The 25,213-nt window shown below is 72.2% G+C and carries 15 protein-coding genes; 8 read left to right on the forward strand and 7 right to left on the reverse strand.

Annotation, left to right across the window (positions count from 1 at the left end):
* Positions 1–116: 116 nt before the first annotated feature.
* Positions 117–2,780, reverse strand: a complete 2,664-nt coding sequence (locus ACQPYK_RS45040; protein ID WP_433246329.1) for a LuxR C-terminal-related transcriptional regulator — start codon at positions 2,778–2,780, stop codon at positions 117–119.
* Between the two features lie 94 nt (positions 2,781–2,874).
* Between ACQPYK_RS45040 and ACQPYK_RS45045 the strand changes: the two genes are divergently transcribed.
* Complete coding sequence (locus ACQPYK_RS45045) at positions 2,875–3,234, forward strand: hypothetical protein (RefSeq protein ID WP_433246332.1); 360 nt, start codon at positions 2,875–2,877, stop codon at positions 3,232–3,234.
* 58 nt (positions 3,235–3,292) lie between these two features.
* Here the strand turns inward: ACQPYK_RS45045 and ACQPYK_RS45050 are convergent, their stop codons facing one another.
* On the reverse strand, positions 3,293–4,951 hold the full coding sequence (locus ACQPYK_RS45050; protein ID WP_433246335.1) for an alpha-amylase family protein: 1,659 nt from the start codon (positions 4,949–4,951) through the stop codon (positions 3,293–3,295).
* A 103-nt stretch (positions 4,952–5,054) separates the two neighbouring features.
* On the opposite strand from ACQPYK_RS45050, the gene ACQPYK_RS45055 reads away from it, so the two are divergent.
* The 4 genes from ACQPYK_RS45055 (at position 5,055) to ACQPYK_RS45070 (ending at position 9,520) form a co-directional block, all read left to right on the forward strand.
* Complete coding sequence (locus ACQPYK_RS45055; RefSeq protein ID WP_433246338.1) at positions 5,055–5,426, forward strand: hypothetical protein; 372 nt, start codon at positions 5,055–5,057, stop codon at positions 5,424–5,426.
* A 78-nt stretch (positions 5,427–5,504) separates the two neighbouring features.
* The gene (secD, locus tag ACQPYK_RS45060; protein ID WP_433246341.1) at positions 5,505–7,775 is read left to right on the forward strand and encodes a protein translocase subunit SecD; all 2,271 of its coding nucleotides are present in this window, start codon (positions 5,505–5,507) and stop codon (positions 7,773–7,775) included.
* Between the two features lie 173 nt (positions 7,776–7,948).
* Positions 7,949–8,149: an EF-hand domain-containing protein gene (locus tag ACQPYK_RS45065; protein WP_306863101.1), complete on the forward strand. Its 201-nt coding sequence runs from the start codon at positions 7,949–7,951 to the stop codon at positions 8,147–8,149.
* Between the two features lie 117 nt (positions 8,150–8,266).
* Positions 8,267–9,520: a PucR family transcriptional regulator gene (locus ACQPYK_RS45070; protein ID WP_433246345.1), complete on the forward strand. Its 1,254-nt coding sequence runs from the start codon at positions 8,267–8,269 to the stop codon at positions 9,518–9,520.
* Here ACQPYK_RS45070 and ccrA read toward each other — a convergent pair.
* Positions 9,501–10,811, reverse strand: coding sequence for a crotonyl-CoA carboxylase/reductase (gene ccrA / locus ACQPYK_RS45075; protein ID WP_433246348.1), 1,311 nt, complete (start codon positions 10,809–10,811; stop codon positions 9,501–9,503). The genes ACQPYK_RS45070 and ccrA overlap by 20 nt on opposite strands.
* The gene (locus tag ACQPYK_RS45080; protein ID WP_433246351.1) at positions 10,808–17,290 is read right to left on the reverse strand and encodes an SDR family NAD(P)-dependent oxidoreductase; all 6,483 of its coding nucleotides are present in this window, start codon (positions 17,288–17,290) and stop codon (positions 10,808–10,810) included. Before ACQPYK_RS45080 ends, ccrA begins: the two co-directional genes overlap by 4 nt.
* Positions 17,291–17,544: 254 nt before the next feature.
* Between ACQPYK_RS45080 and ACQPYK_RS45085 the strand changes: the two genes are divergently transcribed.
* Entirely contained in the window at positions 17,545–18,678 is a 1,134-nt protein-coding gene (locus ACQPYK_RS45085) for an alpha/beta hydrolase (RefSeq protein WP_433246354.1), read from the forward strand.
* On the opposite strand, the gene ACQPYK_RS45090 is transcribed toward ACQPYK_RS45085, so the two are convergent.
* From ACQPYK_RS45090 to ACQPYK_RS45100, 3 genes are all read right to left on the reverse strand, one after another.
* The gene (locus ACQPYK_RS45090) at positions 18,675–19,535 is read right to left on the reverse strand and encodes a L,D-transpeptidase family protein (protein WP_433246357.1); all 861 of its coding nucleotides are present in this window, start codon (positions 19,533–19,535) and stop codon (positions 18,675–18,677) included. The genes ACQPYK_RS45085 and ACQPYK_RS45090 overlap by 4 nt on opposite strands.
* Positions 19,536–19,566: 31 nt before the next feature.
* Entirely contained in the window at positions 19,567–20,682 is a 1,116-nt protein-coding gene (locus ACQPYK_RS45095) for an FAD-dependent oxidoreductase (protein WP_433246360.1), read from the reverse strand.
* Between the two features lie 586 nt (positions 20,683–21,268).
* The gene (locus tag ACQPYK_RS45100) at positions 21,269–22,615 is read right to left on the reverse strand and encodes a hypothetical protein (RefSeq protein ID WP_433246363.1); all 1,347 of its coding nucleotides are present in this window, start codon (positions 22,613–22,615) and stop codon (positions 21,269–21,271) included.
* A gap of 367 nt (positions 22,616–22,982) precedes the next feature.
* On the opposite strand from ACQPYK_RS45100, the gene ACQPYK_RS45105 reads away from it, so the two are divergent.
* Positions 22,983–23,780: an SDR family oxidoreductase gene (locus ACQPYK_RS45105; protein WP_433246366.1), complete on the forward strand. Its 798-nt coding sequence runs from the start codon at positions 22,983–22,985 to the stop codon at positions 23,778–23,780.
* Positions 23,781–23,858: 78 nt separating this feature from the next.
* A complete protein-coding gene (locus ACQPYK_RS45110; RefSeq protein ID WP_433246369.1) occupies positions 23,859–25,145 on the forward strand; it encodes an SGNH/GDSL hydrolase family protein in 1,287 nt (428 codons plus the stop codon).
* Positions 25,146–25,213: the final 68 nt, after the last annotated feature.

Raw genomic sequence — 25,213 nt, forward strand, 5'->3', positions numbered from 1 at the left:
GCGGGACGGGCCGGGGAGCAGCGGGGAGGGGGCGGTCGTTCGGCGACCGCCCCCTCCCCGCGTGCCCGCCCCTCACAGAGCGCGCCTGGCCAGTTCGATCCCCGCGTGCCCGCTCCTCACAGGGCGAGCCTGGCCAGTTCGACCCGGGTGGAGACCCTCAGCTTGGGAAAGGCGCGGTAGAGATGGTGACCGACGGTCTTGGGACTGAGGAAAAGCTGTGCGGCGATCTCCCGGTTGGTGGCGCCCGCGGCGGCCAGCCGTACGACCTGGAGCTCCTGCGGGCTGAGCAGCGCCGCCGCGTCGGGGCCGACCTGGGCGACCGCCTCCCCGGCGGCCCGCAGCTCCGCGCGGGCGTGGTCCGCCCAGGGGGTCGCGCCGACCCGTTCGAAGAGTTCCAGCGCGGCCCGCAGGTGGGTGCGGGCCTCGGATTTGCGACGCAGGCGACGCAGCCACTCGCCGTAGAGGAGCCGGGTCCTGGCCGAGTCGAACGGCCGCCCGCCCGTCGCGTGAAGGTGTACGGCCCGCATGAAGCAGGGTTCGGGGTCGTCGGCCAGCAAAGCGCGGCAGCGATGCAGGACGGCCTGCGCCCAGGGGGCGTCGACCGCGGCGGCCCACCGCTCGAACCGCAGGAGCGGCACGGTGGCCCGTTCGGGAGCACCCAGCCGTATCGCGGCCTCGATCTGGTCGGGCGCGAAGTGGTCGGCGTGGTTCTGGTGTCCGATCGGCCCGTCGGCGGCGGCCTCCAAGCGGTCGAGCGCCGTCTCCGGGTGGCCGGAGCCCAGGTCCAGCACGGCCAGGGCCCATTCGCCCCAGGCGGCACCCGAGGCGTTGTAGTCCAAGGCGAAGTGGCGCAGGTTGCGCTCGGCGAGGTCCCGGCACCGTTCCGCCTCGCCACCGATGGCCGCGACGAACGCCAGGACGCCGTACAGATGGGCGGTGCGGTGCGAGCGGCCGATGTCCTCGGCGATGCGCAGGGCCTCCTCCGCGGACACGGCCGCGTCGCGGAAACGGCCCAGATGGATCTCCGCCTCGGCGAGGGCGCCGAGGGCGGGCGGCAACCAGCCGATCATGCCCTGCGCGCGGCACTCGGCGACAAGCGTGAGCATGGCTTCCCGCACCGTTTCGAAGTCCCCGGACAGGAGGGCGAGGGTGGTGGCGGGAGCGGGACCCTTGCCGCCCGTGCGGCCCGGCATCCGGGCCAGGTGGCCACGCAGCCCGGACAGGCCGATGACCGGATCCCCGGCGACCAACTCGATCATGGCGCCGACCGAGGCGACGGTGGCGTCCTCCGGCGGCAGCGGCAACGCGCGCAGCCTGCCGTGCACCAGCTCCAATCGGCCGGGATCGCCCACCGCCCAGGCCGCCCTGGCGGCGTCCAGCAGCAGCGCCGCGGCGGTGACGGGGTCGGGCACCGTCTGCGCCGCCGCCGTGAGGATCTCGTGGACCGCGCGCAGGGAGCCGTGTTCGTATTCGATCCCGGCTCGCAGCACGGCCAGCCGGGCGAGTTGCGCCGGATCTTCGATCAGTTCGGCGGCCTGGTCGGCCAGGGCGGTCGCCCGGGTGGGCTGCCCCGCGCCGAACGCCGTCTCCGCCGCCCGGAGAAGACGGCCGGCCCGCCGCTCCCGCGCCGGGGTGAGCCGCGCGGCGAGTTCGAGCGCGGTCGCCGCGGCGGCGTATCCGGTCCGCTGTCCGGCCCGTTCGGCCGCCGACTCCAGCCCCGCGGCGACCTCCTCGTCCGGGCCGGTCGCCGCGGCGGCGAGGTGCCAGGCTCGCCGATCGGGGTCGTCGGTGAAGACCTCGGCGAGAGCACGGTGGACGGCGGCCCGCTCGGCGAAGGACCCCGCCTGGTAGGCGGCGGCGCGCATCAGCGGGTAGCCGAAGACCACCGAGCGCTCGCGGACCGCGACGATCCCGGCACGCTCGGCCTGCTCCAGCGCGTCCTCGGCGACGCCCAGGATTCGCAGGGCCCGCAGGACGGCGGTGAGGTCGGAGCGCTCCTCGGCGGCGGCCACCAGCAGGAACGTCCGCGCCCGCGCGGGCAGCTCGTCGATCCTGCGCCGGTAGGTCTCCCGCAGCCGGTGTGGCAGCGGGAGCGGCACGATCGGCAGTGCGCCGATGTCCGCACCCGGCAGCTCGGTCAGCGCCAGTGGGTTGCCCTCCGACTCGGCCAGGATCCGATCCCGCACGTGCGACGGCAGATCCGGGGCCCGCTCCGCGAGCATCGCCGTGGCGGCGGCGCGATCCAGCCCGCCGAGCCGCATCGTGGGCAACGTCGGGGCGGTGAAGTCCTCGTGCGCCGCGAACAGCATCACGATCCCCTCCGCGTGCAGCCGCCGCGCCGCGAACAGCAACGCCTCGGACGAGGGGCCGTCCAGCCACTGGGCGTCGTCGATCAGGCACAGCACCGGCCTGTCCTCGGCCAGCTCCGCCAGGAGGGTGAGCGTGGCCAGCCCGATGAGGAACCTGTCGGCCCCGGTGGCGGGTGCCAGGCCGAACGCGCCCCGGAGCGCGGCCGCCTGCGGCCCGGGAAGCTCGCCGAGACGGTCGAGGGCAGGTCGCAGCAGCATCTGCAGGGCGGCGAAGGGCAGCTCCGTCTCGGTTTCGACGCCGACGCCGCGCATGATCAGAAACCCGTCCGCGGCCTGCTCCGCGTGGCCGAGCAGAGCCGTCTTCCCCCAGCCCGGCTCGGCCCGCATGATCAACGCCGAACTGAGTCCCGCCCTCGCATCCGCGAGGAGGCGGTCGATCTCCGCCAGTTCCTTCTTCCGACCGTGCAACATGCCCTGGAAGCTAGCCAACGCCCCCTGGGTGATGCCAACCGCCCCACTTCTGTTACTTATTGTAGTTATATAACTACAAGATGGGATGCGGGCGATGGCGGACAACACGGATGACGATCAGACGGACGTCCTCGGCGAGCGGCTCGTCCTCGGCACCGGCTTCACCGAGAACGAGCGCGCGGAGATCGTCGAGCGGTTCACCGCCCTGGGGAAACGGCTGCGCTCGTTTCCCCCCGACTCGGTGGAGCTGCGTCTGAGCGTCAAGAACCGCGGCCGGGCGGAACAGAAGGTGACCCTCGAATGCCGGCTCGCCCGGGTCGACCCCCTGGTGGCCACCTCGGCCGAGCCCGAACTGCCCGCCGCGCTGACCGAGGTCCGCGACGACCTGATCCACCGGCTGGACAGGCTCAAGACCCGGCGGGATCCGCGCCACGACCGTCCCCACCGGCCGTGACCACCCGCTCTCGCGACGAGGCCGGCGACGTGCTCGCACGGCCAGGCGGGGATGGACGTCAGTTGCTCTTGGCCGAGCTGTCCTCCAGGGGCGCGTCGGGAACGGTGGCGCGCAGCCAGCGCGTGCCGTACGGCTCCAGGACGAACTCCACCCGGCCGTCCGTAGGCAGGTCGAGAGTGCCGTCCACCAGCAGGTCGGTCAGCACGTCGCAGTGGCCGAGGTCCTTCAGCACCAGCTCCGCCCGCGCCTCGCGGTCGGCGAAGTTATGGACGGCGATCACGGTGCCGCCCTCGGCGTCGGCCCGGTGGGCCAGCACGGCCTCGTCTCCGGCGTCCAGCACCTCGTAGCGTCCCCAGGCCAGCTCCGGCGACTCCCGGTAGCGCTCGACCAGCATCGCGACCCATTTGAGCAGCGAGCCGGGATCGCGGCGCTGGTCCTCCACGTTGACGTTGCGCGGACCGTACTCACCGTCGGGAGGCAGGACGGGCGTCTTGGGGTCGGGTGAGAAACCTCCGGAGCCGGACCACTGCATCGGGATCCGCACCGCCATCCGGCCCTCGGCCTCGGGGTTCTCACCGAGGCCGATCTCCTCGCCGTAGAAGAGCACCGGCGTGCCCGGCAGGGAGAACAGGACGCTGTAGGCCAGCTTGAGTCGCCGCAGGTCGCCGCCGAGCATCGGAGGCAGGCGGCGGCGCAGACCCCGGCCGAAGACCTGCATGTCCTTTTCCGGGCCGAAGGCGTCGAAGACCTCCTGGCGTTCGGCGTCGGTGAGCTTGTCCAGGGTCAGCTCGTCGTGGTTGCGGATGAAGGTCGCCCAGTGGGAGTCGTCGGGCGGAGCGGGCCGCTCGCGCAGCGCCTCGGCGAGGACCCGCGGGTTCTGGCGGGCCATCGACAGGTGGAAGCGCTGCATGCCGATGAAGTCGAAGCACATGGTGACCTGGTCGCCGTTACCGTTGCCGAAATACTTCATCAGGTCCGGGTAGGGCAGGTTGACCTCGCCCAGCAGGATGGCGCCGCCGTCGCGGCGGTTCATGAAGGCACGCAGGTCGGCGAGGAACTCGTGCGGATCGGGGCCGACGCCCTCGATCAGGAACGGCACCGCGTCCACCCGGAAGCCGGACAGCCCCAGCTCCATCCAGAAGCCGAGGATGCGCGCGATCTCGTCGCGGACCTCCGGGTTGGCCACGTTCAGGTCGGGCTGGAACCGGTAGAAGCTGTGGAGGTAGTACTGGCCGGTCTTCTCGTCCAGCTCCCAGATGCTGTCCTCCTTGTCGGGGAAGACGATGGCCTTGGGATCGACCGGATCCGGATCGTCCTGCCAGATGTACCAGTCCCGCTTGGCGGAGTCCCGGCTGGAGCGCGCCTCCTTGAACCAGGGGTGCTCGTCGGAGGTGTGGTTGACCACCAGGTCCGCGATCACCCGGATGCCCCGGTCCCTGGCGGTGCGCATGAACTCCACGAAGTCGCCGAGCGTGCCCAGCCGGGGATCCACCGAGTAGAAGTCGGTGATGTCGTAACCGTCGTCGCGGTTGGGGGTCGGGAAGAACGGCATCAGCCAGATGCAGGTCACCCCGAGTCGGTCCAGGTGGTCGATCTGCTGGGTCAGGCCGCGGAAGTCACCGATGCCGTCGCCGTTGCCGTCCTTGTAGGTCTCGACGTCCAGGCAGTAGACCACCGCGTTCTTCCACCACAGATCAGCTGTGTAGGTCAGTCGCATGGGATTGGGACTACCCCCACATGAGCGGTTTATCGGGGGAAGGGACACCTGCCCGTGTTCGCGGGTGAAGGGCTACGGTGGGACCGACGGCCAGGAGGAGATCATGCGGCAGCTGCGGCGCGGTGCGCCCCTCGGCTGGCTGCTCGCCCTCCTTTTCCCCCTGCTCGTCTCCGGAGGCCTGAGCGGGGGCGGCGTCACCGCCCTCCTGGGGCACCCCGCGGTCGCCACGGCCGCCGGAGAGCACCGGCCCCTGTCCCGTCAGGTTCACCCCGGCCGGGAGCAGCACGCCGTCACCGCGGGCCTCCTCGGCGCCGGAGCCGGCGGCGGCCACCCGGTCGCGGCCCGCCCGCCGGACGCCCCTCTGCCGTCCCTCGACCCCGGCCTCGGCTCGCACCGGGCCCGGGACGACGATCCGCGCCCGCCGGCGGCTCCCCTCCTCCACCCCAGCCGGGCGCCGCCCTCCACAGGCGTCTGAAACACCTCGCAGCCGGGCCCAGAGCCGCTGCGGGTGCTTCGCCGTACCGCAAACCTTTCCCTGCCTGTGGAGGCCCCCATGTCGCGTGCCCCTGTGGTGCGCGCGGTGACGGCGTTCGCCGTCATCGCCCTGTCCCTTCTCATCGCCCTGACCATGACCCCGCGCCTCGGTCTCGACCTGCGCGGCGGCACCCAGATCGTCCTGGAGACCAAGGACTCTCCGACCGTCAAGGCCGACGCCGCGGCCACCGACCGCGCCCTGGAGGTGCTCCGCCGCCGGGCCGACGCCCTGGGCGTGGCGGACGCGCCGCTGGCCCGCTCGGGTGAGCGGCGCATCATCGTGGAACTGCCCGGCGTGCAGGACCCGGCCGAGGCCGCCGAGGTCATCGGCAAGACCGCCCAGCTCACCTTCCACCCCGTCCTCGCCCTGGCCGATCCGGCGACCCGTGCCGGCAAAGACGAGCGGATCATCGCCGACGAGGACGGCGTGAAGCTGCTCATCGGCCCGGCCCGGCTCACCGGAGACGGTGTGGGCGACGCCCGTGCCGGGACCGACCCCCAGCGAGGCGGCGGCTGGTTCGTCACCGTCGACCTGCGCGAGGAGGGCCGTCAGGCGTGGGCGAAGCTGACCGGCGAGGCGGCGTGCAACCCGGCGGGCGACCCGAAGCGGCGCGTCGCCATCGTGCTCGACGACAAGGTCATCGTCTCGCCCCAGGTGAACGAGGGCGTGGCCTGCGACGTGGGCATGCCGGGCGACTCCACCGAGATCACCGGTTCCTTCACCGCCGAGGAGGCGGAAGACCTGGCCGTCCTGATCAAGGGCGGCTCGCTGCCGGTGCCCGTCGAGATCGTCGAGCAGCGGATCGTCGGCCCGACGCTCGGCGCGGCGGCGATCGCGGCCAGTGCCGAGGCGGCCGTCATCGGCGTGCTGCTCACCGCGCTGTTCATCGTGGTGACCTACCGGCTGATGGGACTCCTGGCCGCCGTCGCCCTGGCCTGTTACGGGCTCGTCTCCTACGCGGCGCTGGTCGCGCTCGGCGCCACGCTCACCCTGCCGGGACTGGCGGGATTCGTGCTGGCGATCGGCATGGCGGTGGACGCCAACGTGCTGGTCTTCGAACGGGCCAGGGAGGAGTACGCCGCCGGACCGAAGCTCCGGCCCGCACTGGAGAAGGGTTTCCGCAACGCCTGGAGCGCGGTGGCCGACTCCAACATCACCACGCTGCTGGCCGCGGGGCTGCTGTTCTTCCTGGCCTCCGGGCCGGTGCGCGGCTTCGGCGTCACGCTGAGCATCGGCGTGGTCGCCTCGTTGGTCACCGCCATGGTCGTCACCCGGGTCCTGGCCGAGTGGGCGGTGACGAGGCAGTCGGTGGCCCGGCGGCCACGGCTGACCGGCCTGTCCGACATCGGGCGGGTCCGGACCTGGCTGAACACGCGCAGGCCCGGCCTGATGCGTCACCGTGTGGCCTATCTCGTGGTCACGTGCGTGCTGCTGGCCGGCGCCGTGGCCGGGGCGGCGGTGCGGGGAGTCGACTTCGGGGTGGAGTTCACCGGTGGTCGGCTGGTGGAGTACTCCACCGGCGCCCCGATCGCCGCCGACGCCGCCCGCGATTTGGTCGTCGAGGCCGGGTTGCCGAACGCGGTGGTGCAGTCTTCCGGCGCGGACATCTCCATCCGGGCCGGGCGGCTCAGCGCCGATGATCTGACGCGGATCGAGGCGGCGCTGGAGAGCGGGGCCGGGCAGGTGACCAAGGTGCGCGACGAGCTCATCGGCCCGAGCCTGGGCGACGAGCTGCGCCGCAACGCGCTGATCGCGCTGGGCGTCGCGCTCGCCGCGCAGCTCGCCTACCTGGCTTTCCGGTTCCGCTGGACGTTCGGGCTTGCGGCGGTGCTGGCCCTGGTCACGGACGCCGCGATCGTGGTCGGCGCGTTCGCGTGGCTGGGCAAGCCGGTGGACGGGGTGTTCCTGGCGGCGATGCTCACCGTGGTCGGTTACTCCGTCAACGACAAGGTCGTGGTCTTCGACCGCGTCCGCGAGCTGTGGGCCCTGCGGCCCGGGAGGCCGTTCGCGGAGATGATCGACGACGCGATCCTGCAGACCGTGCCGCGCACGGTGAACACGGGCCTGGGCGCGCTGTTCATCCTGACCGCCCTGGCCGTCCTCGGCGGCGATTCGCTGACCGACTTCGCGGTGGCGCTGCTGATCGGCATCGTCGTCGGCACGCTGTCCTCGGCGCTGGTCGCGGCGCCGCTGTCGATCACGTTCGAACGGCGTAGCTCGATGCCGCCGCCGCGACCCCGGAGCGGACCCGCGCCCCGGACCCGCCAGGGATCGGGCGCGGTGGTCTGAACGGACGGTCCCGTCCGTCGTTCGTGCGGACGGCGGACGGGACCGTTCACGGGAACGGCGGACGGCGGACGTGGCGGTTCGAACGGATGACGAAGGGGCTGTCCGCGCGGCGGCGACATCCCGCTAATGTGCTTGGCGTCTGATTTCCCCGCTACCGGAAGGCGGATGCAATCGTGGCGGACGACTACGCGACGACTTTCAAGATTATCGACGTCGACGGCGACGGCCTGATCTCGGCCACCGAGATGACGCGCCTGATGGAGGTGCTCGGCCAGCCGATCACCCCGGAGGCCGCCGAGGCCGCCATCGCCAGGATCGACCTGGACGGCGACGGGCTGATCTCCCTGGAGGAGTTCGCCGGATACCTCAAATAATCATGGCCCTCCCGCCGGATGCCTCATATGTTGCATTTGAGACAAGAACAAGCGTTTGCTTCTTGCTCAAAGTGTCAATGAGATCAGAATGTGAGGCGCACTCCGACGGGAGGGTCTATGTCGATAAAAGAAGATTCCAGGCTCGTTGTCACCGGCTTCGGCGGCCGTAAGGGGAGATCTCATGATCTATCCGATCAGCGGCTGTGGGGATCGGCGCCCGCAGAAGTCGCCAGGCTGCTGAGACCGGGTCTCGCCGAGGTCGCCGACCAGGTGATCGACGAGATCACGGCCCGCATCCCCGAATACTCGCGACCGGCCGACGAGATCTACATCAAGGCCATCCGGCTGGCCGTGGACGAGGCGCTGCGCCAGTTCGTCGACCGGATCGAGAATCCCAGCACGCCGTGGGAGCCCGACGTGTTCCGCACCATCGGACGCGGCGAGGCCAACGAGGGCCGCAATCTCGATCCGCTGCAGACCGCGATGCGGCTGGGCGCCCGGGTGGCCTGGCGGCGGCTGACCGAGCAGTCGGAGCAGCTCGGTCTCACCCCGCAGCACCTCTACGACCTGGGCGAGGCCATCTTCGTCTACCTCGACCAGCTCGCCGACGCCGCCGCCGAGGGCTTCGACGAGGCCAGGGCACGCGCGGCGGGAGAGATCGAGCGCCGCCGCCACCGGCTGATGGATCTTCTGCTGAGCCAGCCGGCCGCCTCTCCCGACGCGATCGCCGACCTGGCCAAGGCGGCCGGCTGGCGGCTGCCCAAGACCGTGGCCGGGGTCGCCCTGGACGAGCGTTCCCGGGGATACCGCGCTCCCTCGCTTCCGCCGGACGTGCTGTCCGGCCTCGACCGGCCCGGTCCCTGCCTGATCGTGCCCGACCCCAACGGCCCCGGTCAGGCCCAGACTCTGGAGGCCGGGCTGCGCGGCTGGAAGGCGGCGGTCGGGCCCGCCGTGCCGCTGGCGGCCGCCGCCACCTCGTTACGCTGGGCCCGCGAGGCACTGGACCTGCACAGGCGGGGCGTTCTCACCGAGGAGCGCGGCGTGCTCCGCTGCTCCGACCACATGGCCACCCTGATCGTGTTCAAGGACGAGGAGCTGGTCAACGCCCTCACCGAAGTGCGGCTGGCGCCGCTGGCCCACCTGCGTCCCAGCCAGCAGGACCGGCTGGCCGAGACGCTGCTGGCGTGGTTGCGGCACGGCCGGGGCGCCGGGGAGGTCGCCGCCCGCCTCCACGTGCACCCGCAGACCGTGCGCTACCGGCTGCGCCAGCTAGAGGAGCTCTACGGCGACCAGCTCAGCGATCCCGACGTCCGGTTCGAGCTGGAGATCGTCCTGCGCGCCAGGAGGTCCGTCAGCTCCGGAACATCCTGATCCGGTCCTCGCCGACGCGCTCCCTGAGCGCCCGATCCTCGACGCCGAGGTCCTCGGCGGGAGCCAGACCCAGCACGCCGACCTTGCCGACATGCCTGTTGAGCTGTACGGCACGGGCGGCGTCGCCGGTCTGGGCGAGGGGGTAGACCGTGGACAGGGTGGGCTGCAGCACGCCCAGCGAGAGCAGCCGGTTGACCTCGTGGCACTCCTGGTAGTTCGCCCCGTGGGAGCCGACGATCCGCTTGAGCTTCATCCACAGGTGCCGGTTGTCGTACTCGTGGGCGTAGCCGCTGGAGGATCCGCAGGTGACGACGGAGCCGCCGCGCCGCGCGACGTAGACGGACGCGCCGAAGGTCTCCTTGCCGGTGTGTTCGAAGACGATGTGCGGGTCCTCCCCGGTCTGCCTGCGGACCTCGCCGCCGAGCCTGCGCCATGCCTTCTCGTCGTTGAGATGCTCGAACTGCGAGCGGTCCACGACGTGCTCGCAGCCCATCCGGCGCAGCAGGTCGGCCTTCTCCTCGGAGCTGACCACGCCGACCGGGATACCGCCGCCGTTCTTGACGAGTTGCACGCCGTACGCGCCGAGCCCACCGGTCGCGCCCCAGATCAGCACCACGTCGCCCTGCTTCATCCGGGAGCCGTGCTCGCCGACCAGCATCCGGTAGGCGGTGGAGGCGCACAGCATGTTGCAGGCGGCCTCCTCCCAGGTCAGATGCTTGGGCTTGGGCAGGAGCTGGGTGGCCTTGACCACCGCGAACTCGGCCAGCCCGCCGTAGTTCGTCTCGAACCCCCAGGCTCGCAGGTCGGCGCCGAGCATGGAGTCGGCGTGGGTGATCGGGTCCTGCGCGTCCACGTAGGCGGGCGAGACGACGACCCTGTCACCGATCTTCCAGTGCCGTACGGCGGCGCCCATCCGGACGACCACTCCGCTGGCGTCCGAGCCGAGCACGTGGAAGTCCTGGTCGTGCCGCGGGTCCTCGCGCCCGAAGCGCTCCAGGAACGCGAACGTCGGGATCGGCTCGAACATGGCCGTCCACACGGTGTTGAAGTTGATGGCGCTCGCCATGACCGCGATCAGCACCTCGTCCGGCGCCAGCTCCGGCATGGGCACGTCGTCCACGTGGATGGACGCGGTGATGTCCTTGTCGACGCCGTTGACGCCGTGCGGGCTGCGGCCGAACACGCCGACCTCGTCCTTGCGCGTGTGGGCGGCCCGGAAGGTCGTGGGGACCTCCAGGCGCGCGAGCTCTTCGGGGTCGGCACCGTCGACGACGGCCTGGGCGAGTGTCACAGCTGGCCTCCAAGATGAGCGGCGATGACTTCGACGTGGGGCGGGTCGAGCAGGTTGAGGTGGTGCGACCCGGGGATGGTGACGATCTCCAGCTCCGGGCTGAACGGGCCGAATCCCCTCGTGGGGTCGTCGGCGTGGACGTATCGGCTGTCCTCGACCGCCCAGGGGGTCGGGTCGGTGGAGCGGTAGAGCACCACGCGGCCCTCGTAGGTCCCGGCCCGGTATCCCTCGATGGCCCGGGTGTCGGAGTGCGAGGTGATCTGGTGCCGGAGGATGGCCTCTCCCAGCAGGTCCAGCACCCCCGATTCGGCGACGCGCGCCTCGACCAGCGCGAGCTGGCCGGTCTCGTCCAGGTCCGCGAGCTCGTCGTAGGCCAGCCGGACGCGCACCCCGTAGGTCTCGGTGAGGTAGACGGCGAAGTCCGCGTATCTCCGCGCCGCGATCCGCACCCGTTCCGCCGCCGCCACCTCGTCCGGCAGGCCTGAGTCGATCATCGCCACCAGCTCCACGTTCTCCGCCCCGAGCTGCCGCGCGATCTCGAACGCCAGGATCCCGCCGAACGACCATCCCCCCACCCGGTACGGCCCGGCCGGCTGCACCTTCCTGATCTCCGCCACGTAGCGGGCCGCCCGCTCGCTCACCCCCGCCTCCGAGCCGAGGGTTCCCACGTCGTCCGGCCGCTCCAGCCCGAACACCACCCGGTCGGCGCCCAACGCCCCTGCCAGCAGCGCGTACACCCCGGTGGTCCCTCCGGCCGGATGCCCCAGGAACAGCGGCGCCGACCCGCCTTCCACCGCCGCCGCGTCCGGCGTCCCCTCGTCCGATGCGCTCGCGTCCGACGCGCCCTCGTCCGGCGCGCTCGCGTCCGACGCGCCCTCGTCCGGCGCGCTCGCGTCCGGCACCTCCGCCGCGGCGCGGCGGGCGGCCAGGTAGGCGCGGGCCGCGGGGGTGAGCGGGCGCACGACGCCCCGCCCGGCCTCCTCCTCGTCGATCTCCCGGAGCAGGCAGGCGACCTGGGCTCCGGTCGGCGCACCGCTCGCGGCCAGCTCGCGGCCGGCCTCCCGGCCGAGGACGTCCAGCAGGGCGGGCAGGACCTCGGGCGGGATCTCCTCGGTGACCCCGGGCTCGCGTCCGAGGAGCCGCGTGAGCGCCGCGACGACCTGCCGTTCCGCCGCGTCCCTGGGCTCGACCGGGCGTGTCCCCGCGACGCCGTGAACGCCCAGCCCGGCGGCCACGGCCGCGGCGACGTCTGCGAGTGTCGCGCCCTGCAGCAGCAGCGCGGCGGGCACGGCCACCCCGAAGTCGTGCTCGATCATGCCGCGCACCCGGGTGGCCGCGAGCGAGTCGAGACCCGCCTCGGTGAGCACCGTGCCCTCCTGGAGCCAGGCGGCTTCCAGCCCCAGCACGACGGCCGTGCGCCCCCTGACCTTGGCGATGATGACCTCAAGGGCCTCGCCGGGTTCCATCGAGGCCAGCGCCTCGGGTCCCGCCCAGTCGCCGCCGGTCGCGCCCGCCGGCTCCGCGAGCTCCGCGAAGTACGGCATGCGCGCGATGCCGGGGAAGGCCGCGACGGCCGTGGCCGCGTCCAGCCGCAGCACGCCCACGGCGGCCGTGCCACGCGCCAGCAGGGCCTCCAGCGCCTCGACCCCCTCGTCCGGGGTCAGGGGCGAGACCGCGGGCAGCGCCGCCTGGCTCGCGCCGCCGACCTCGGCCCACGTGCCCCAGTTGATCGTCGTCGCGGGCAGCCCCTCGGCCCGGCGCAGGTCGCACAACGCGTCCAGCCAGGCGTTCGCCGCCGCGTAGGCGGCCTGTCCGGGCGAGCCGAGCAGCGCCGCCGCCGAGGAGAACGCCACCCACCAGTCGAGGCCGGCGTCCCTGGTGGCCTCGTGCAACGCCAGGCCGCCGTGGACCTTGGCCGACCAGACCCGGTGCAGGTCCTCGGGTCCCACGTCGGTGACGAGGCGGTCGTCCAGCACGCCCGCCGCGTGCACCACCCCGCGCAGTCGCACCCCGCCGGCCGTGGCCACGTCGACCAGCCCGCGGGCCACCCCCGGCACGGCCAGGTCCCCGGTCACGACCTGGATGTCCGCGCCGCGTGCCCGCAGTTCCGCGATCGTCGCGGCGCCCTCGTCCGAGGGTCCCGACCGGCCGCCGAGCACGATCCGCCCAGCTCCCCTGTCGACCAGCCATCGGGCCACCACCAGGCCCAGCCCGCCGTACCCGCCGGTGATCAGGTATCCCCCGCCGCGCCGTACCACCGGCGTGCCCCCGCCGGCGCCGGGCCGGCCGGGCGCGGCGGCTCCGGTGCGGCGGGAGCCGTCCGCCTCGCCGGGCAGCGCCGCCAGGCGGGCGGTGTGGCGGACGCCGTCCCGCCAGGCCACCTCGTCGTCCGGCGCGTCGGCCGCCAGCTCGGCCACCAGGGCGTCCGGATCGTCCACGTCGATCAGGCAGGCCCGCAGGCCCGCCTGCTCGAAGGCGAGAACCCGGACCAGGCCGCGCAGCGCGGCGGCGCCGGGGTCGCCCGCCTCCCCCGCCCGTACGGCCTGCGCCCGATCGGTGACGAGCCGCAGGCGCGTCCCGCCGCCGGCCAGCGCCCGGACGATCCGGGTGACGGTGAGGAGCAGGGCCTCGGCGCCCGCCGGATTCAGGCCCGGCGGGACCAGCACCACGACCTCGTCGGCCACCGGCACGGTGAACGGGGCCGTCACCGGCTCGTCGGCGGGCGAGACCGATCGCTGGGCCGGGACCAGGGAGGGCATGGGCCCGGCCGGGGACACGCCGGGCAGGTCGAGGTGCCGGACGGTGTGCCCGGCGGAGGCCAGGCCGGTGGCCAGGCGCCCGGCCCGCGGATCCCCCTTACCGGCCACGATGAGCCAGCCGCGGACCGGGCGCGGATCGGATCCGTTCCCGGTTTGCGGGGTTTCGACACATGGGGCCGGCGTCCACACGCGTCCCACGAGCTTGCCGGCCAGCGGAACCGGTACGGCGGTGACCGGGATCTGCCTGGTCAGCACCCCTTCCGGGGTGCCGTCGCCGCCCAGCCGCCCGATCTGCACCGGCATCCCCGCCCAGCCACTCAGCCGCCCGGCCAGCTCCGCGGGGCCGGGGAGGGCTTCGGCCGGAGGCGAGCCGGGCGCGACGGCCGCGGTGCCGTACCTGGCCCAGACGCCCGCGGCGTTCTTGGCGTCGATCCCGACCTCGCCGGACGGGGTGAGGGTGACGGTGATCGTGGCGGGCAGCGGCAGCAGCGCGTCCAGGGTGACGCCGGTCAGCTCGGCCCGGCCCAGCACCTCGCGGGCCGCCGCCTGCGCGAGGGCCGCCACCACGGCGAGCGGCATGACCGGCAGTCCGTGCGGCCGCCAGGCCGGAGGGTCCAGGCGCCAGGGGGCGTCGGAGAGGTCGTCGAGGGTCGTGGTCCACACATGTCCGGCGGGGCTCTCGACGTGCACACCGAGCAGCGGGTGGCTGCCGGGCGGGAGCGCGGTGCGCCGGGCGGCGACCCAGTGGCGTCCGTGTCGCCAGGGTGCGGGCGGAAGATCGACGAGCCGGCCGGCGGGCGCCGCGACCAGGGCGGGCATGGCGACCGCCGTGGCGGCGAGCTGCAGGCGCAGCTCCTCGTCGTGTCCCCGGCGGAGGGAGTGCGTGATCACCGTGCCCGCCGGGAGCGTGTCGCGCAGGGCAGCGGTCAGGACCGGGTGCGGGCTGATCTCGGTGAAAAGGGTGTGGCCGTCCTCCGCCGCCGCCTGGACGGCGGTGAGCAGGCGGACCGGGCGGCGGATTCCGGCGGCCCAGTAGGCCGGTTCGAAGGTGGGGACCTCGCGGGGGTCGTCGAACACCGTCGAGTAGAACGGGATCTCGGGCTTGCCTCCGGCGATCGTGGCCAGCGCCTGGCGAAGCTTCGGCAGGAGCGGTTTGACCTGCGGCGAGTGCCCGGCTCCCTCGGCGGTCAGCATCCGGGAGAGCAGTCCCCGCGCCTCGACCTCGGCGGCGAAGGCCGCCACCCGGCCGGGGTCGCCGGTGACGACGCACTGCCTCGGCGAGGAGTGGACGGCGACGTGCAGGTCGTCCGGGACCTCGGCGGCGGCCACCTCCAGCACCGCCATCGCCCCGCCGCCGCCCAGCGTGGCCAGCAGTCCGGCGCGGCGGCAGATCACCCGGACCGCGTCCCGCAGCCCGATCCCGCCCGCGACCACGGCCGCGGCGACCTCTCCCATCGAATGCCCGACGACCGCCGCCGGCCGTACCCCGTGGGACGTCCAGAGCCCGGCCAGCGCCACCTGCACCGCGAAGATCAGCGGCTGTGCCGTGGCCACGCCCGTCGCGTCCCGGCCTCCGGCGACGAGCTCCCGCAGCGCGATGCCCGCCTCGTCGCGGAACATCGGGTCCAGCTCGTCGATCGCCGCGGCGAAAACCGGCTCATCGGCGTAGAGCCGGGCGCCCATCCCCGCCCACTGCGAGCCGTACCCGGAGAAGACCCACACCGGTCCCCGGCCGCCTGCCACCGCCGCCCCGGTGACGCCCCCGCCCTCCTGTACGGCCCGCAGCCCGGCGAGCAGTTCCCGCCGGTCGGCGGCCACGACGGCGGCCCCGGCCCGCCCGCGCCCGGCCCGGCGGGCGAGGGTGTGCGCGACGTCGCCGAGCGTGACGCCCCCGGACCCGGCGGTGTCCGGCGCGACCTCGGAGTCCACCCAGTCGGCCAGCCGCCGGGCGTGGTCCCGGACCCGCTCGGCGGAGGCGTCCGTGAGCAGGAACACCTTCGCGCCCGGCCGGTCCCGGCCGGTCCCGCCGCCGTGCCGCTCGCCGTACCGGCCCGGGGACGGGGCGTCGGCGGAGGTCGGGGCGGACACGGAGGGGGTCGGGGCGGACGGGAGCACGGCGGACAGGGAGGCGGCGGACGGGGCAGTGGCGGACGGGGGCACGGCGAACGGGGAGGCGGCGGAGGGGGTCGGGGCGGCCTCCAGGACGACGTGCGCGTTGGTGCCGCCGAAGCCGAAGGAGGAAACCCCGGCCCGGGGACGGCCGCTCGGCCAGGGGGTCGGGGCGGTGACGACCCGGAGACGGTCCCAGGGGATGTGCGGGTTGGGCCGCCGGAAGTGGATGCTCGGCGGGATCACGCCGTGGTGCAGGGACAGGACGGTCTTGATCAGACCGGTGATCCCCGCGGCGGCTTCGAGGTGGCCGAGGTTGCTCTTGGCGGAGCCGATGAGCAGGGGCGTGGTACGGCCGCCGCACAGGGCGGCGTCGATGGCGCGGGCCTCGATGGGATCGCCGAGGAAGGTGCCGGTGCCGTGGGCCTCGATGTAGTCGGGGCCCTCCAACCCGGCGTAGGCCGTGCGCAGGAGCTCTTCCTGGGCCTCGGGGTTGGGCGCGACCAGACCGTTCGAGCGGCCGTCCTGGTTGACCGCGCTGGCGCGGACGACGGCCAAGACCCGGTCGCCGTCCCGTTGGGCATCGGCCAGCCGCTTCAGCACGACGACGCCGCATCCCTCCGCCCTGACCATCCCGTCCGCCGAGGCGTCGAAGCTCTTGCAACGCCCGTCAGGCGCGGTCCCGCCGCCCTGGTCGAACGCCATCGTGATCACCGGTGACAGCAGCAGGTTGACCCCGGCCGCGAGCGCCAGGTCGCTCTCCCCCGACCGCAGGCTCCGGACGGCGAGGTGCGTGGCGACCAGCGAGGACGAGCAGGCGGTGTCCACCGACAGGCTCGGCCCGCGCAGGTCGAGCAGGTAGGACAGCCGGTTCGCGGCGATGCTGAACGCCGCTCCCGTCGCCGTCCAGGCGTCCACCTTCGTCGCGTCGGCGGTGGTCAGATAGGCGTACTCGTTGCCGGAGATGCCGACGAACGCCCCGGTACGGCTGCCGCGCAACGACCGGGGGGCGACGCCGGCGTGCTCCAGCGCCTCCCACGCCGTCTCCAGCAGCAGCCGCTGCTGCGGGTCCATGGTCTCGGCCTCGCCCGGCGCGATCCCGAAGAAGTCGGCGTCGAACCCGGCCACGTCGTCCAGGAACCCGCCGTGCCGGGTGGTGGCGGCCAGCACCTCGGCGGTGCGGGGGGAGCCGTCGTCGAACGCCTCCCACCGTCCCTCAGGCAGCCGGCCCACGGCGTCGCCGCCCGCCGTCAGCAGCCGCCAGAAGTCCTCAGGCCCGTGCACGGACCCCGGAAGGCGGCACCCGAGGCCGATCACCGCGATCGGCTCGTCCGGATCGGCCGCCCGGCCCGCCGCGGGGGCGGCGGCCGTACCGGACGCGAGGCCTCGCGCGAGACGGTTGATCGTCGGGTGCTCCCAGACCAGGGTGGGTCCCAGCTCCCGGCCCAGGAGCACCTCCAGCTCGCCGGCGACCGCGACCGCGTCCCTGGAGGACAGCCCGAACTCCTCCAGGGGACGGTCGGGGTCGACGTCGGCGTGGGACAGGTGGCAGCGGGTCGCGATCCGTTCCGTGAGGAAGCGGCGGATCTCGTCTTCACCGAGCAGGTCCACGTGGCGGCTCCCAAGAACACCCGAGGTGATCGGCAAACTTACAGAGACAAATCCGCATAAGGGAGCCCTGACAACCCACAATCCACCAGCGCGTTTTGTCACCGACGTGATAAGGGCCACATTTTTCGGCTATTTGTTCATGGGGCTCAATCCCGTTTCGCATTTCGTTGCGATCACGCATAGCCGCACCCCGGTGACCAGGCCTAAGGTCGCCTGCCACGGCCCCTGTCTCCAGGCCGGGTGGAGGTAAGACGATGCGACCTGCTCGACGCGGATTCCTGGTGCTGGCGGCAGCGATGATCGTCGGGGTGCCGTCGGTCGCGCACGCCGCCCCGGCCCCGCGGACCGGCAGGAGCCCGTCGGGTCCGTGGCCGGCCGCGTTGTCCGGCGGCGCGCGGGTGGTCAAGGAGCGCTGGCTCGGCCCGCGCACGCTCGACATCACGGTGTCGTCGCCCTCGGTCAACGCGATGCTGCCGGTCCGGCTGCTGCTGCCCAAGGGCTGGTCGAAGAAGGCCAAGCGCACCTGGCCGGTGCTCTACCTGCTGCACGGCGGCGCCGACAACTACACCTCGTGGACCCGGATGACGGACATCGCGGACATGACCGAGAACGTGGACGCGATCGTCGTGATGCCCGAGGCCGGACGGGCCGGGAACTACTCCGACTGGTACAACGGCGGCAGGGGCGGCCCGCCCGCCTGGGAGACCTTCCACACCTACGAGGTGCGCCGCCTGCTGGAGATCGGCTACCGGGCCGGCGGTCGCCGGGCCGTCGCCGGACTGTCCATGGGCGCCTACGGCGCGATGAAGTATGCCGCGCGGCACCCCGGGATGTTCCGTTTCGCCGGCTCCTACAGCGGCATCATGTCCACCCGCCTGCCCGGCATCCCCGACCTCATCATGAACGCGCAGGCGGCCGAGGGGAAGGACCCGAAGGCCCTGTGGGGAGACCCGATCGGGAACCGGTCGGTCTGGCGGGACAACGACCCCGCCTACCTGGCCAGGAACCTGCGGGGGGTGAGCATCTACATCTCCAGCGGCACGACCAGCCGGCTCGGCGAGCTCGACCCGCCGGGCGCGCCGTGGAGCCCTGCCCACCTCAGCGAGCCGATCTCCGCCTACACGGCCAAGGATCTGATCGCCAAGCTCCGTCGCCACGGCGTCAAGCCGGTGGTGCACCTGTACGGGGACGGCACCCACAGCTGGCCCTACTGGCAGCGCGAGTTCAAGCGGTCCTTCCCGATGATCCTTTCCGCGCTCCATCTGAAGGCGCCGCCCGCCACCGACCAGCAGGAGCCTCCGCCCGTCGGGGAAGACGACGGCGACGACTGGGGCCTGCTCGAACGGCTGCCCCCGATCACCGTCTCCGGCGCCGGGGGCTCCCGTTAGACGTCCCGTTCGGAATGGCGGACGTAGACCCGCTCCCCCGTCTGGACCATGTCGAAAAGGGGTTTGGCGTTGTGCAGCGGGAGGCGGATGCATCCGTGGGACGCGGGACGCCGCGGAACCCGTTCGGAGCCGTGGAAGCCTATCCCGCCGTTGAAGTACACGGTGTAGAACTGGTCGCCCAGCGGCCCGCTGGTCCATCCGGAGGTCCGCCACCAGGCACGGAAGTCACCGGTCGGCGTGATCGCGACCCCGCAGTGGCCGTTCTTGCAGTAGTGCTCGCCGTTGCCGGTCGAGATGTGGGAGATCAGCACGGGCTTGTCGTCCTGCCACGCCGTGAGCAGCTGGCGACGCAGATCGATCTCCACCCTGGTGGGCTCTCCGTAACGCACCAGCGGCCTGACGCGCGCCGGATGGGCGAGCGCGCGCCAGGTCGGCGGATCGACCCGGTCGACGGGCGGCAGTCCGTTCGCCTTCTGGAAGGCCCACACGGCCACGCGCAGCGCGGGGCCGTAGGTGGAACCGGCGGGTCCGGAGTCGAATCCCAACCGATCGAGACGCCTCTGCACCTCGCGCACCTGATCTCCCTGGTCGCCGGGCCGGAGGAGGGGGAAGCGCGGCGACACGGCGGCGTGACCGGCGGGAGACGCGGGGCTCGGCTGCACGGCGGCGTGGCCGGCGGGAGACGCGGGGCTCGGCTGTACCCCGCGCGGTGCATCCGAGTCCCGCGCCGCGCGCGGTGCGGGGTCCCCGGAATGCCGCGGTGACGCGACGCCGGCGGGCACGAGATCGAACGGCAGGGCCGCGATCACCGCGAGTCCCGCGCCGGCGATCAAAAAATACTGAACAGTTCTTCGCATGCTCGCGTCCGTTCGATCTCAGACGGTCCGGTCAGAAGGAGCGTGAGTATTCGCGGTCCTGCACGGCCGAACGCACCAGGCCGACGGCCTCCCGGGCACATCCCCAGGAGAAGCTGAATCCGGCCCCGCCGTGCGCGAAATTGTAAATGACCTGGCTTTCCTCATCCCATTCCAGGCAGACGTTTTCTCCCCTGAATGGACGCAGGCCCGCCCGAACCGGCTCATCGGGGTCGAGCTTGGCATTTCGCAGCGCGGGCATGAACGCCAGGCAGCGTTCATACATCTCCCGCACGGGCCCGTGGTTCTCCAGATTGATATTCGTGTCCCATTCGTCTTTTTCCGCAAGGCCACCGAGAACGAGGAGTTTCGGATTGCGCGGCACGATGAAGACGATGTCCTGCTCGTCTCGCCTCTCGTCATGAGAGACGCAGTGAGCCTCATCGATGCGGGGGCCGCGGAGCCCGCCGTTGCGGACTCGCACCAGCGCGCCGCGCAGCGGATACATGCTGACGCCGCGGAGCCGGGCGGTGCCGAGCCCCGCGCAGCAGACGACCGCCTTCGCGTCGAACCGGTCGAGGAGCTCGGCTCTCCGGTCGGCCAGCAGCCCTTCGATCCGAAGCTGCCTGACCTGCACCCCGCGCATTCTGACCTGCTGCATCAACCACACCATGTACTGGTCGGTGTCGATCATGGGAGCCATGTGGGAGTAGGCGTCCACCACCCCGTAACCGGGACTGACGCCGTTGCGCTCGGCCAGCGATCGGTCGCGGACGAAGCCGCGCACCTTTCCCGCGAGCTCCTGCATCTTGTGCAGGTCGTTCGGGCTCTCCTCCAGGGGGTGCCGGAAGTAGAAGTTGGATCTCCGCATGGCCACTCCGGGCACCTTGGCCCGGGCCAGTTCCTCGAACACCTTGTACGAGGTGACGCACCAGCTCTTGGAGCGGGCGAGCGAGATCTGGTCGTGGTGGTAGCCGCACACCGCCGGCGGCCATTCCCACAGCGCGCCCGCGACGACCGAGACGATGTCGGGCGCGAACTTCTCCGCGACCACGGTGACCTGGAAACCTTCCCTGGCCAGGCAGAGCGCGGTCGTCAGTCCGCTCACGCCGGCTCCGACGACAAGCACTTTCTCCGAATTCGCGCGCACTTGGGAACGCCTTCCTTCCGGAACTGTCCGGCTCGATCGCTTATGGCATGGCCCACCGCGGAAATCGTCGCGACGAACGCTGAAGCGGGACCAGGGTAAGGCGGAGGGCCGGAGAAATCCGGAGGCGGCGAGCGCGAAACGAAAGAAGGGCGGCCGTGGGCCGACGGTGAATAATTACCAGCGCATGAGACCGCCTGGATCGAACAGGGACGCCGCCGCGTGGAAGCCGGGTCTCCTAATGGACGGTCTTGACGGCGGGCCTGATTCACACCGTTGATCCGGCGAACGGCCCGAACCGATGTTGACGCACATTTGGCCGAGCGCCGGTGGTCGTCACGGCCGGCGGGTCCCGGCCGGAGGCCCGGCGACCCGATGGCACCGCCGCGGAGAACCGGTGGGGACGGGGCACGGAGGACCGGCGGGGACGGGCCGTGGAGGACCGGCGGGGACGGGGCACGGAGGCCACGTCGGGCGCGATCCGCTCGACGGACGGTTCACGGTCCTCTCACGCCACCGGGTGGGGCGCGGAACCCCGCGCCCCACCCGGTTCGGTGTCAGACGGTGACGAGATGAACCTGACGGAGGGTCAGGCGGTGACGAGATAGACCTGGCTGAAGACTTCGGCGATCTTCTTGAGGTCGGTGGTCACGTCCTTCTCGGGGACGGTCGGGTTGTAGACGGCCGCCAGACGACGCTTGATCGGGCTGAGCTTCTTCAACTCGTCCCAGGCGGTCAGCCGGTTCGTACCCTGGGCGGTCTGGACGCGGGTCCAGAGGTTCACCTGCTGGGCGGCGGCGTCCATGACGGGCGTGGACACCCGTGCGGCGACCTTCTCGGGCGTGACCTGTCCGACCAGACCGGTCTCCTCCGCGGCGACCTGGGCCAGGACGTCCCAGGAGCGGGCACGGACCTGGATCCACTGGTTGCGCTGGGCCTTCTCGGCGTTGATCTTCCAGGTCTCGTAGCCGCCGTACAGCAGGCCGGTGTCCAGGGAGAGCTGATCGACGCGGCCCGCGCTCAGCAGCGACTCGACCTTCTCCGGGACGATCAGCGGGTAGCGCTTGCGCATCTCGGTCTTGCAGGCCTCGTCCGCGCCGCAGGCGAGCTCGGGCACGACCGTGTGGACGCCCAGCCGCTTGCCGGGGGCCGCCTGGCGCAGCGCGTCCGAGGCGGCGGTGACGAACGCGGTGATCTCCTCGTCCGTCTTGAACGTCGCGTTGTAGCCGAGCTGCGAGCTGAACCGGATCCCGGCCACTTCGGGCCGCGCGGCCAGCGCGCCGATTCGCTTGACGGCCGCGGCGAAGTTCGTGGCGCCGGCCTTCCAGTCGTCGGCCAGCTCGGTGTCGATCCAGACCCGGACCCCGGTGGCCTTGGCCGCGGTGACCGCCTGGCCGGCGGGGGTCTGGGCGGCCGCGGTGACCTCCTGCGCGGTCGCGGCGAAGCTCTGCGCGGCCGTCGTCTTCCCGGACGAGGCGGACGGGGTGGCCGTACCGCCCAGCTCGGAGCGGCTCGGCGTGCCGTCGCCGCCCAGATCGTTGCCGTCCACCGAGCACTGCTGCCCGGTCTCGCACTCGGGCGTCCCGCCCTCTTCCATTCCATCGGGCGCAGGGGAGTTCTCGTCGCCGCTGATCTCCTCCCCCTCGATCTCGGGGCAGGAGCTTCCCGGGGCGGAGCAGTCGATGAACTGCCCGTCCGACGGGGTGGCCTCCTTGAGGTTGGCGTTGTCGTCGGCTCCCCAGAACAGCGCGACGCCGAGGGCCTCCTCCGGCTTGGCCAGCCAGTGGCACACGACGTACGCCGGGGTGTCCGCCCCCATCAGGTCGTTGCAGCTACGGGGGTCGTCCTGGGAGTAGGCCGCGACCGCGGGGGTCACGACACCGGCGACCGTGAGCATGGCACCGACGGCGAGTGCCCGCCGCAGAGTTAATCGCATGTCTTGAAACTCCCCGGTAAAGCCGGTTAAAACAATCTTTTGCACTCTACCGAGATCACCATCGACCCAACAGGCCCTGACAGGAAAACGTCAGACTCCGGACACGCCGCGTTCAGTCCCGGTGGCAGGCGGGCGAGAGTCCGAAGCCCGCCTGCCGAGGAGATCACCTCGGTCGCGCCGTCCCGCCCCTCGACGGCGCCGAGCCCTTCCTCGATCTCGCGTTGCGGGGAGCGGGCCGGTCAGCCGTTCGAGTTCGCCCGCCGTGTCACATTCCTCCCTCGCCCGGGGTCATGGCAGTAGAGACCCGCGAGAACGAGCGAACGGGACCGGGGACACAGCCCCGGGACCGGATGAGTTTGGAGAAGTCATGACGTCGCCCATCATGGTCACCGGTGGCACGGGCACGCTGGGGCGCCTGGTCGTGCCGCTGCTGCGGAACGCCGGCCGCGAGGTACGGGTGCTCAGCCGGAGCAGCCGCGAACCCGGGAACGGCATCGAGTTCGTGACCGGTGATGTGGGCACCGGCGAGGGGCTCGACGCCGCGGTGAAGGGGGTCGAGACCATCGTGCACTGCGCCGGAAGCGCCAAAGGCGATGAGGACAAGGCCCGGAACCTGGCTCAGGCGGCATCCCGGGCCGGTGTCCGGCACCTGGTGTACATCTCGGTCGTCGGCACCGACCGGGTCCCGGTTGTCAGCGGCATCGACCGCGCCATGTTCGGCTACTTCGCCGCCAAGCGAGACGCCGAGCACATCGTGGCCGAGTCCGGCGTGCCGTGGACCACCCTGCGCGCCACCCAGTTTCACGACTGGATTCTGATGACCCTGCAGCAGATGGCCAAGCTGCCGCTGGTGATGCCGACCTGGGGTGGCGTCCGGTTCCAACCGGTCGACTCCGGCGAGGTGGCGACCCGGCTGGTCGAGCTGGCTCTCGGCGAGCCGGCCGGTCTCGTGCCCGACATCGCCGGACCCCGCGTGTACGGGATGGACGAGCTTGCCCGCGGCTACCTTCGGGCCAGCGGCAAGCGCCGGCTGATCATGCCGGTCAGGACCCCCGGCAAGGCCGCCGCCGCGTACCGAGCCGGCGCCAACCTCGCCCCCGAACGGGCCGTGGGCCGCCGCACCTGGGAAGACTTCCTGGCCGAGCAGGTGCGTCAGAACCGGTAGAGGCCCCACCCCTGTCGGGCCCTCGACGTCCCGGATCAGTCGGTCCGCAAGACGAGCTGAACCCGAAAGAGCGTGAAGATGAGTTCGCCGTTCAAAATCGCCCTGGTCACCGCCCTTGCGGCGCTGTCACTCAACGCCGCGCCCGCTGCCGCCCAGCCGAATCCCGAGCAGTGGAGCGGGGCCTGGACGGCGGCGATGATGCGGCCGTCAGGATCCCCGTGGTTCGAGACCTGGGCGCAGAAGGGGTTCGACGACCAGTCGGTGCGGCAGGTGATCCGGCTCAACGCGGGCGGGTCGAAACTGCGGATCCGGCTGTCCAACGCCTACGGGAAGACGCCTCTGCGCCTGACCGGCGCGAGCGTCGGCCGGACGGGGAAGGGAGCCGCGGTGGCGCCCGGGACGCTCCGTACCCTGCGCTTCGACCGCTCGACCGCCGTGACGATTCCCGCGGGAGGAAAGGTGGTCAGCGACCCGGTACGGCTGCCGACCAGGCCGCGCGACCAGTTGAGCGTGACACTGTATTTCGCCGGCGCCACCGGCCCGGCCACCTATCACCAGATCTCCATGACGACCACCTACCGGGCCGACGGGGACCACCGCCGGGACTCCCGCGCGAGCGCGTTCACGGACAGGATCGAACCCGGCCTGGGATCCTGGTACTACCTGGAAGGTGTCGAGGTGACCGGCGACCGGTCCGGGCGGGACGGAATCGTCACGATCGGCGAATCGACCACCGACGGCTTCGGCGCGACCCCGAACGGCGACGACAGCTATCCCCATGCGCTCGCCGAACGGCTGATCGCCGCAGGGCGGGCACGACCGGTGCTCAACGCCGGCATCGGGGGCAACAAGCTGCTGGCCGATTCGGCCTGTAGCGGGGACGCGACGCTCTCGCGATTCGAGCGCGACGCCCTCGACCAGCCCGGGGCCGGCGCGGTGATCGTGTCGATCGGACTGAACGACATTCTCCGCAGGGGCGACCACATATGCGGCGTGGAGCGCGACGACCCGCCGGTGACCCTGCAGCGGCTGCTGGACGGCTACCGCGCGCTGATCCGCGGCGCGCACGCCCGCGGTGTCAAGGTCGTGGGGGCGACGCTGACGCCCTTCCAGGGGGATGCCGCCCCCGACGAGGACACCGAGCGGGCCGAGTCGCTCCGCCAGGCGGTCAACTCCTGGATACGCACAAGCGGTGAGTATGACGCGGTGGCCGACTTCGACCGCGCTGTGGCCGACCCCGCCGACCCGACCCGGATGCGCAGGGAGTTCATGCACAGGTTCAGCGACACGGTCTACGACCCCGTGCACCCCAACCCGGCCGGATACCGGGCCATGGCCGACGCCGTCGACCTCGACTCTCTCTGATCGATCCCGGCGATGGCCGGGACCGCCAGGGCGGGGAAGGCGAGCCGGGGGCGGGGAAGGCGACGAGC

The sequence above is a fragment of the Streptosporangium sp. CA-135522 genome, assembly GCF_050949235.1.
GTDB lineage: Bacteria > Actinomycetota > Actinomycetes > Streptosporangiales > Streptosporangiaceae > Streptosporangium.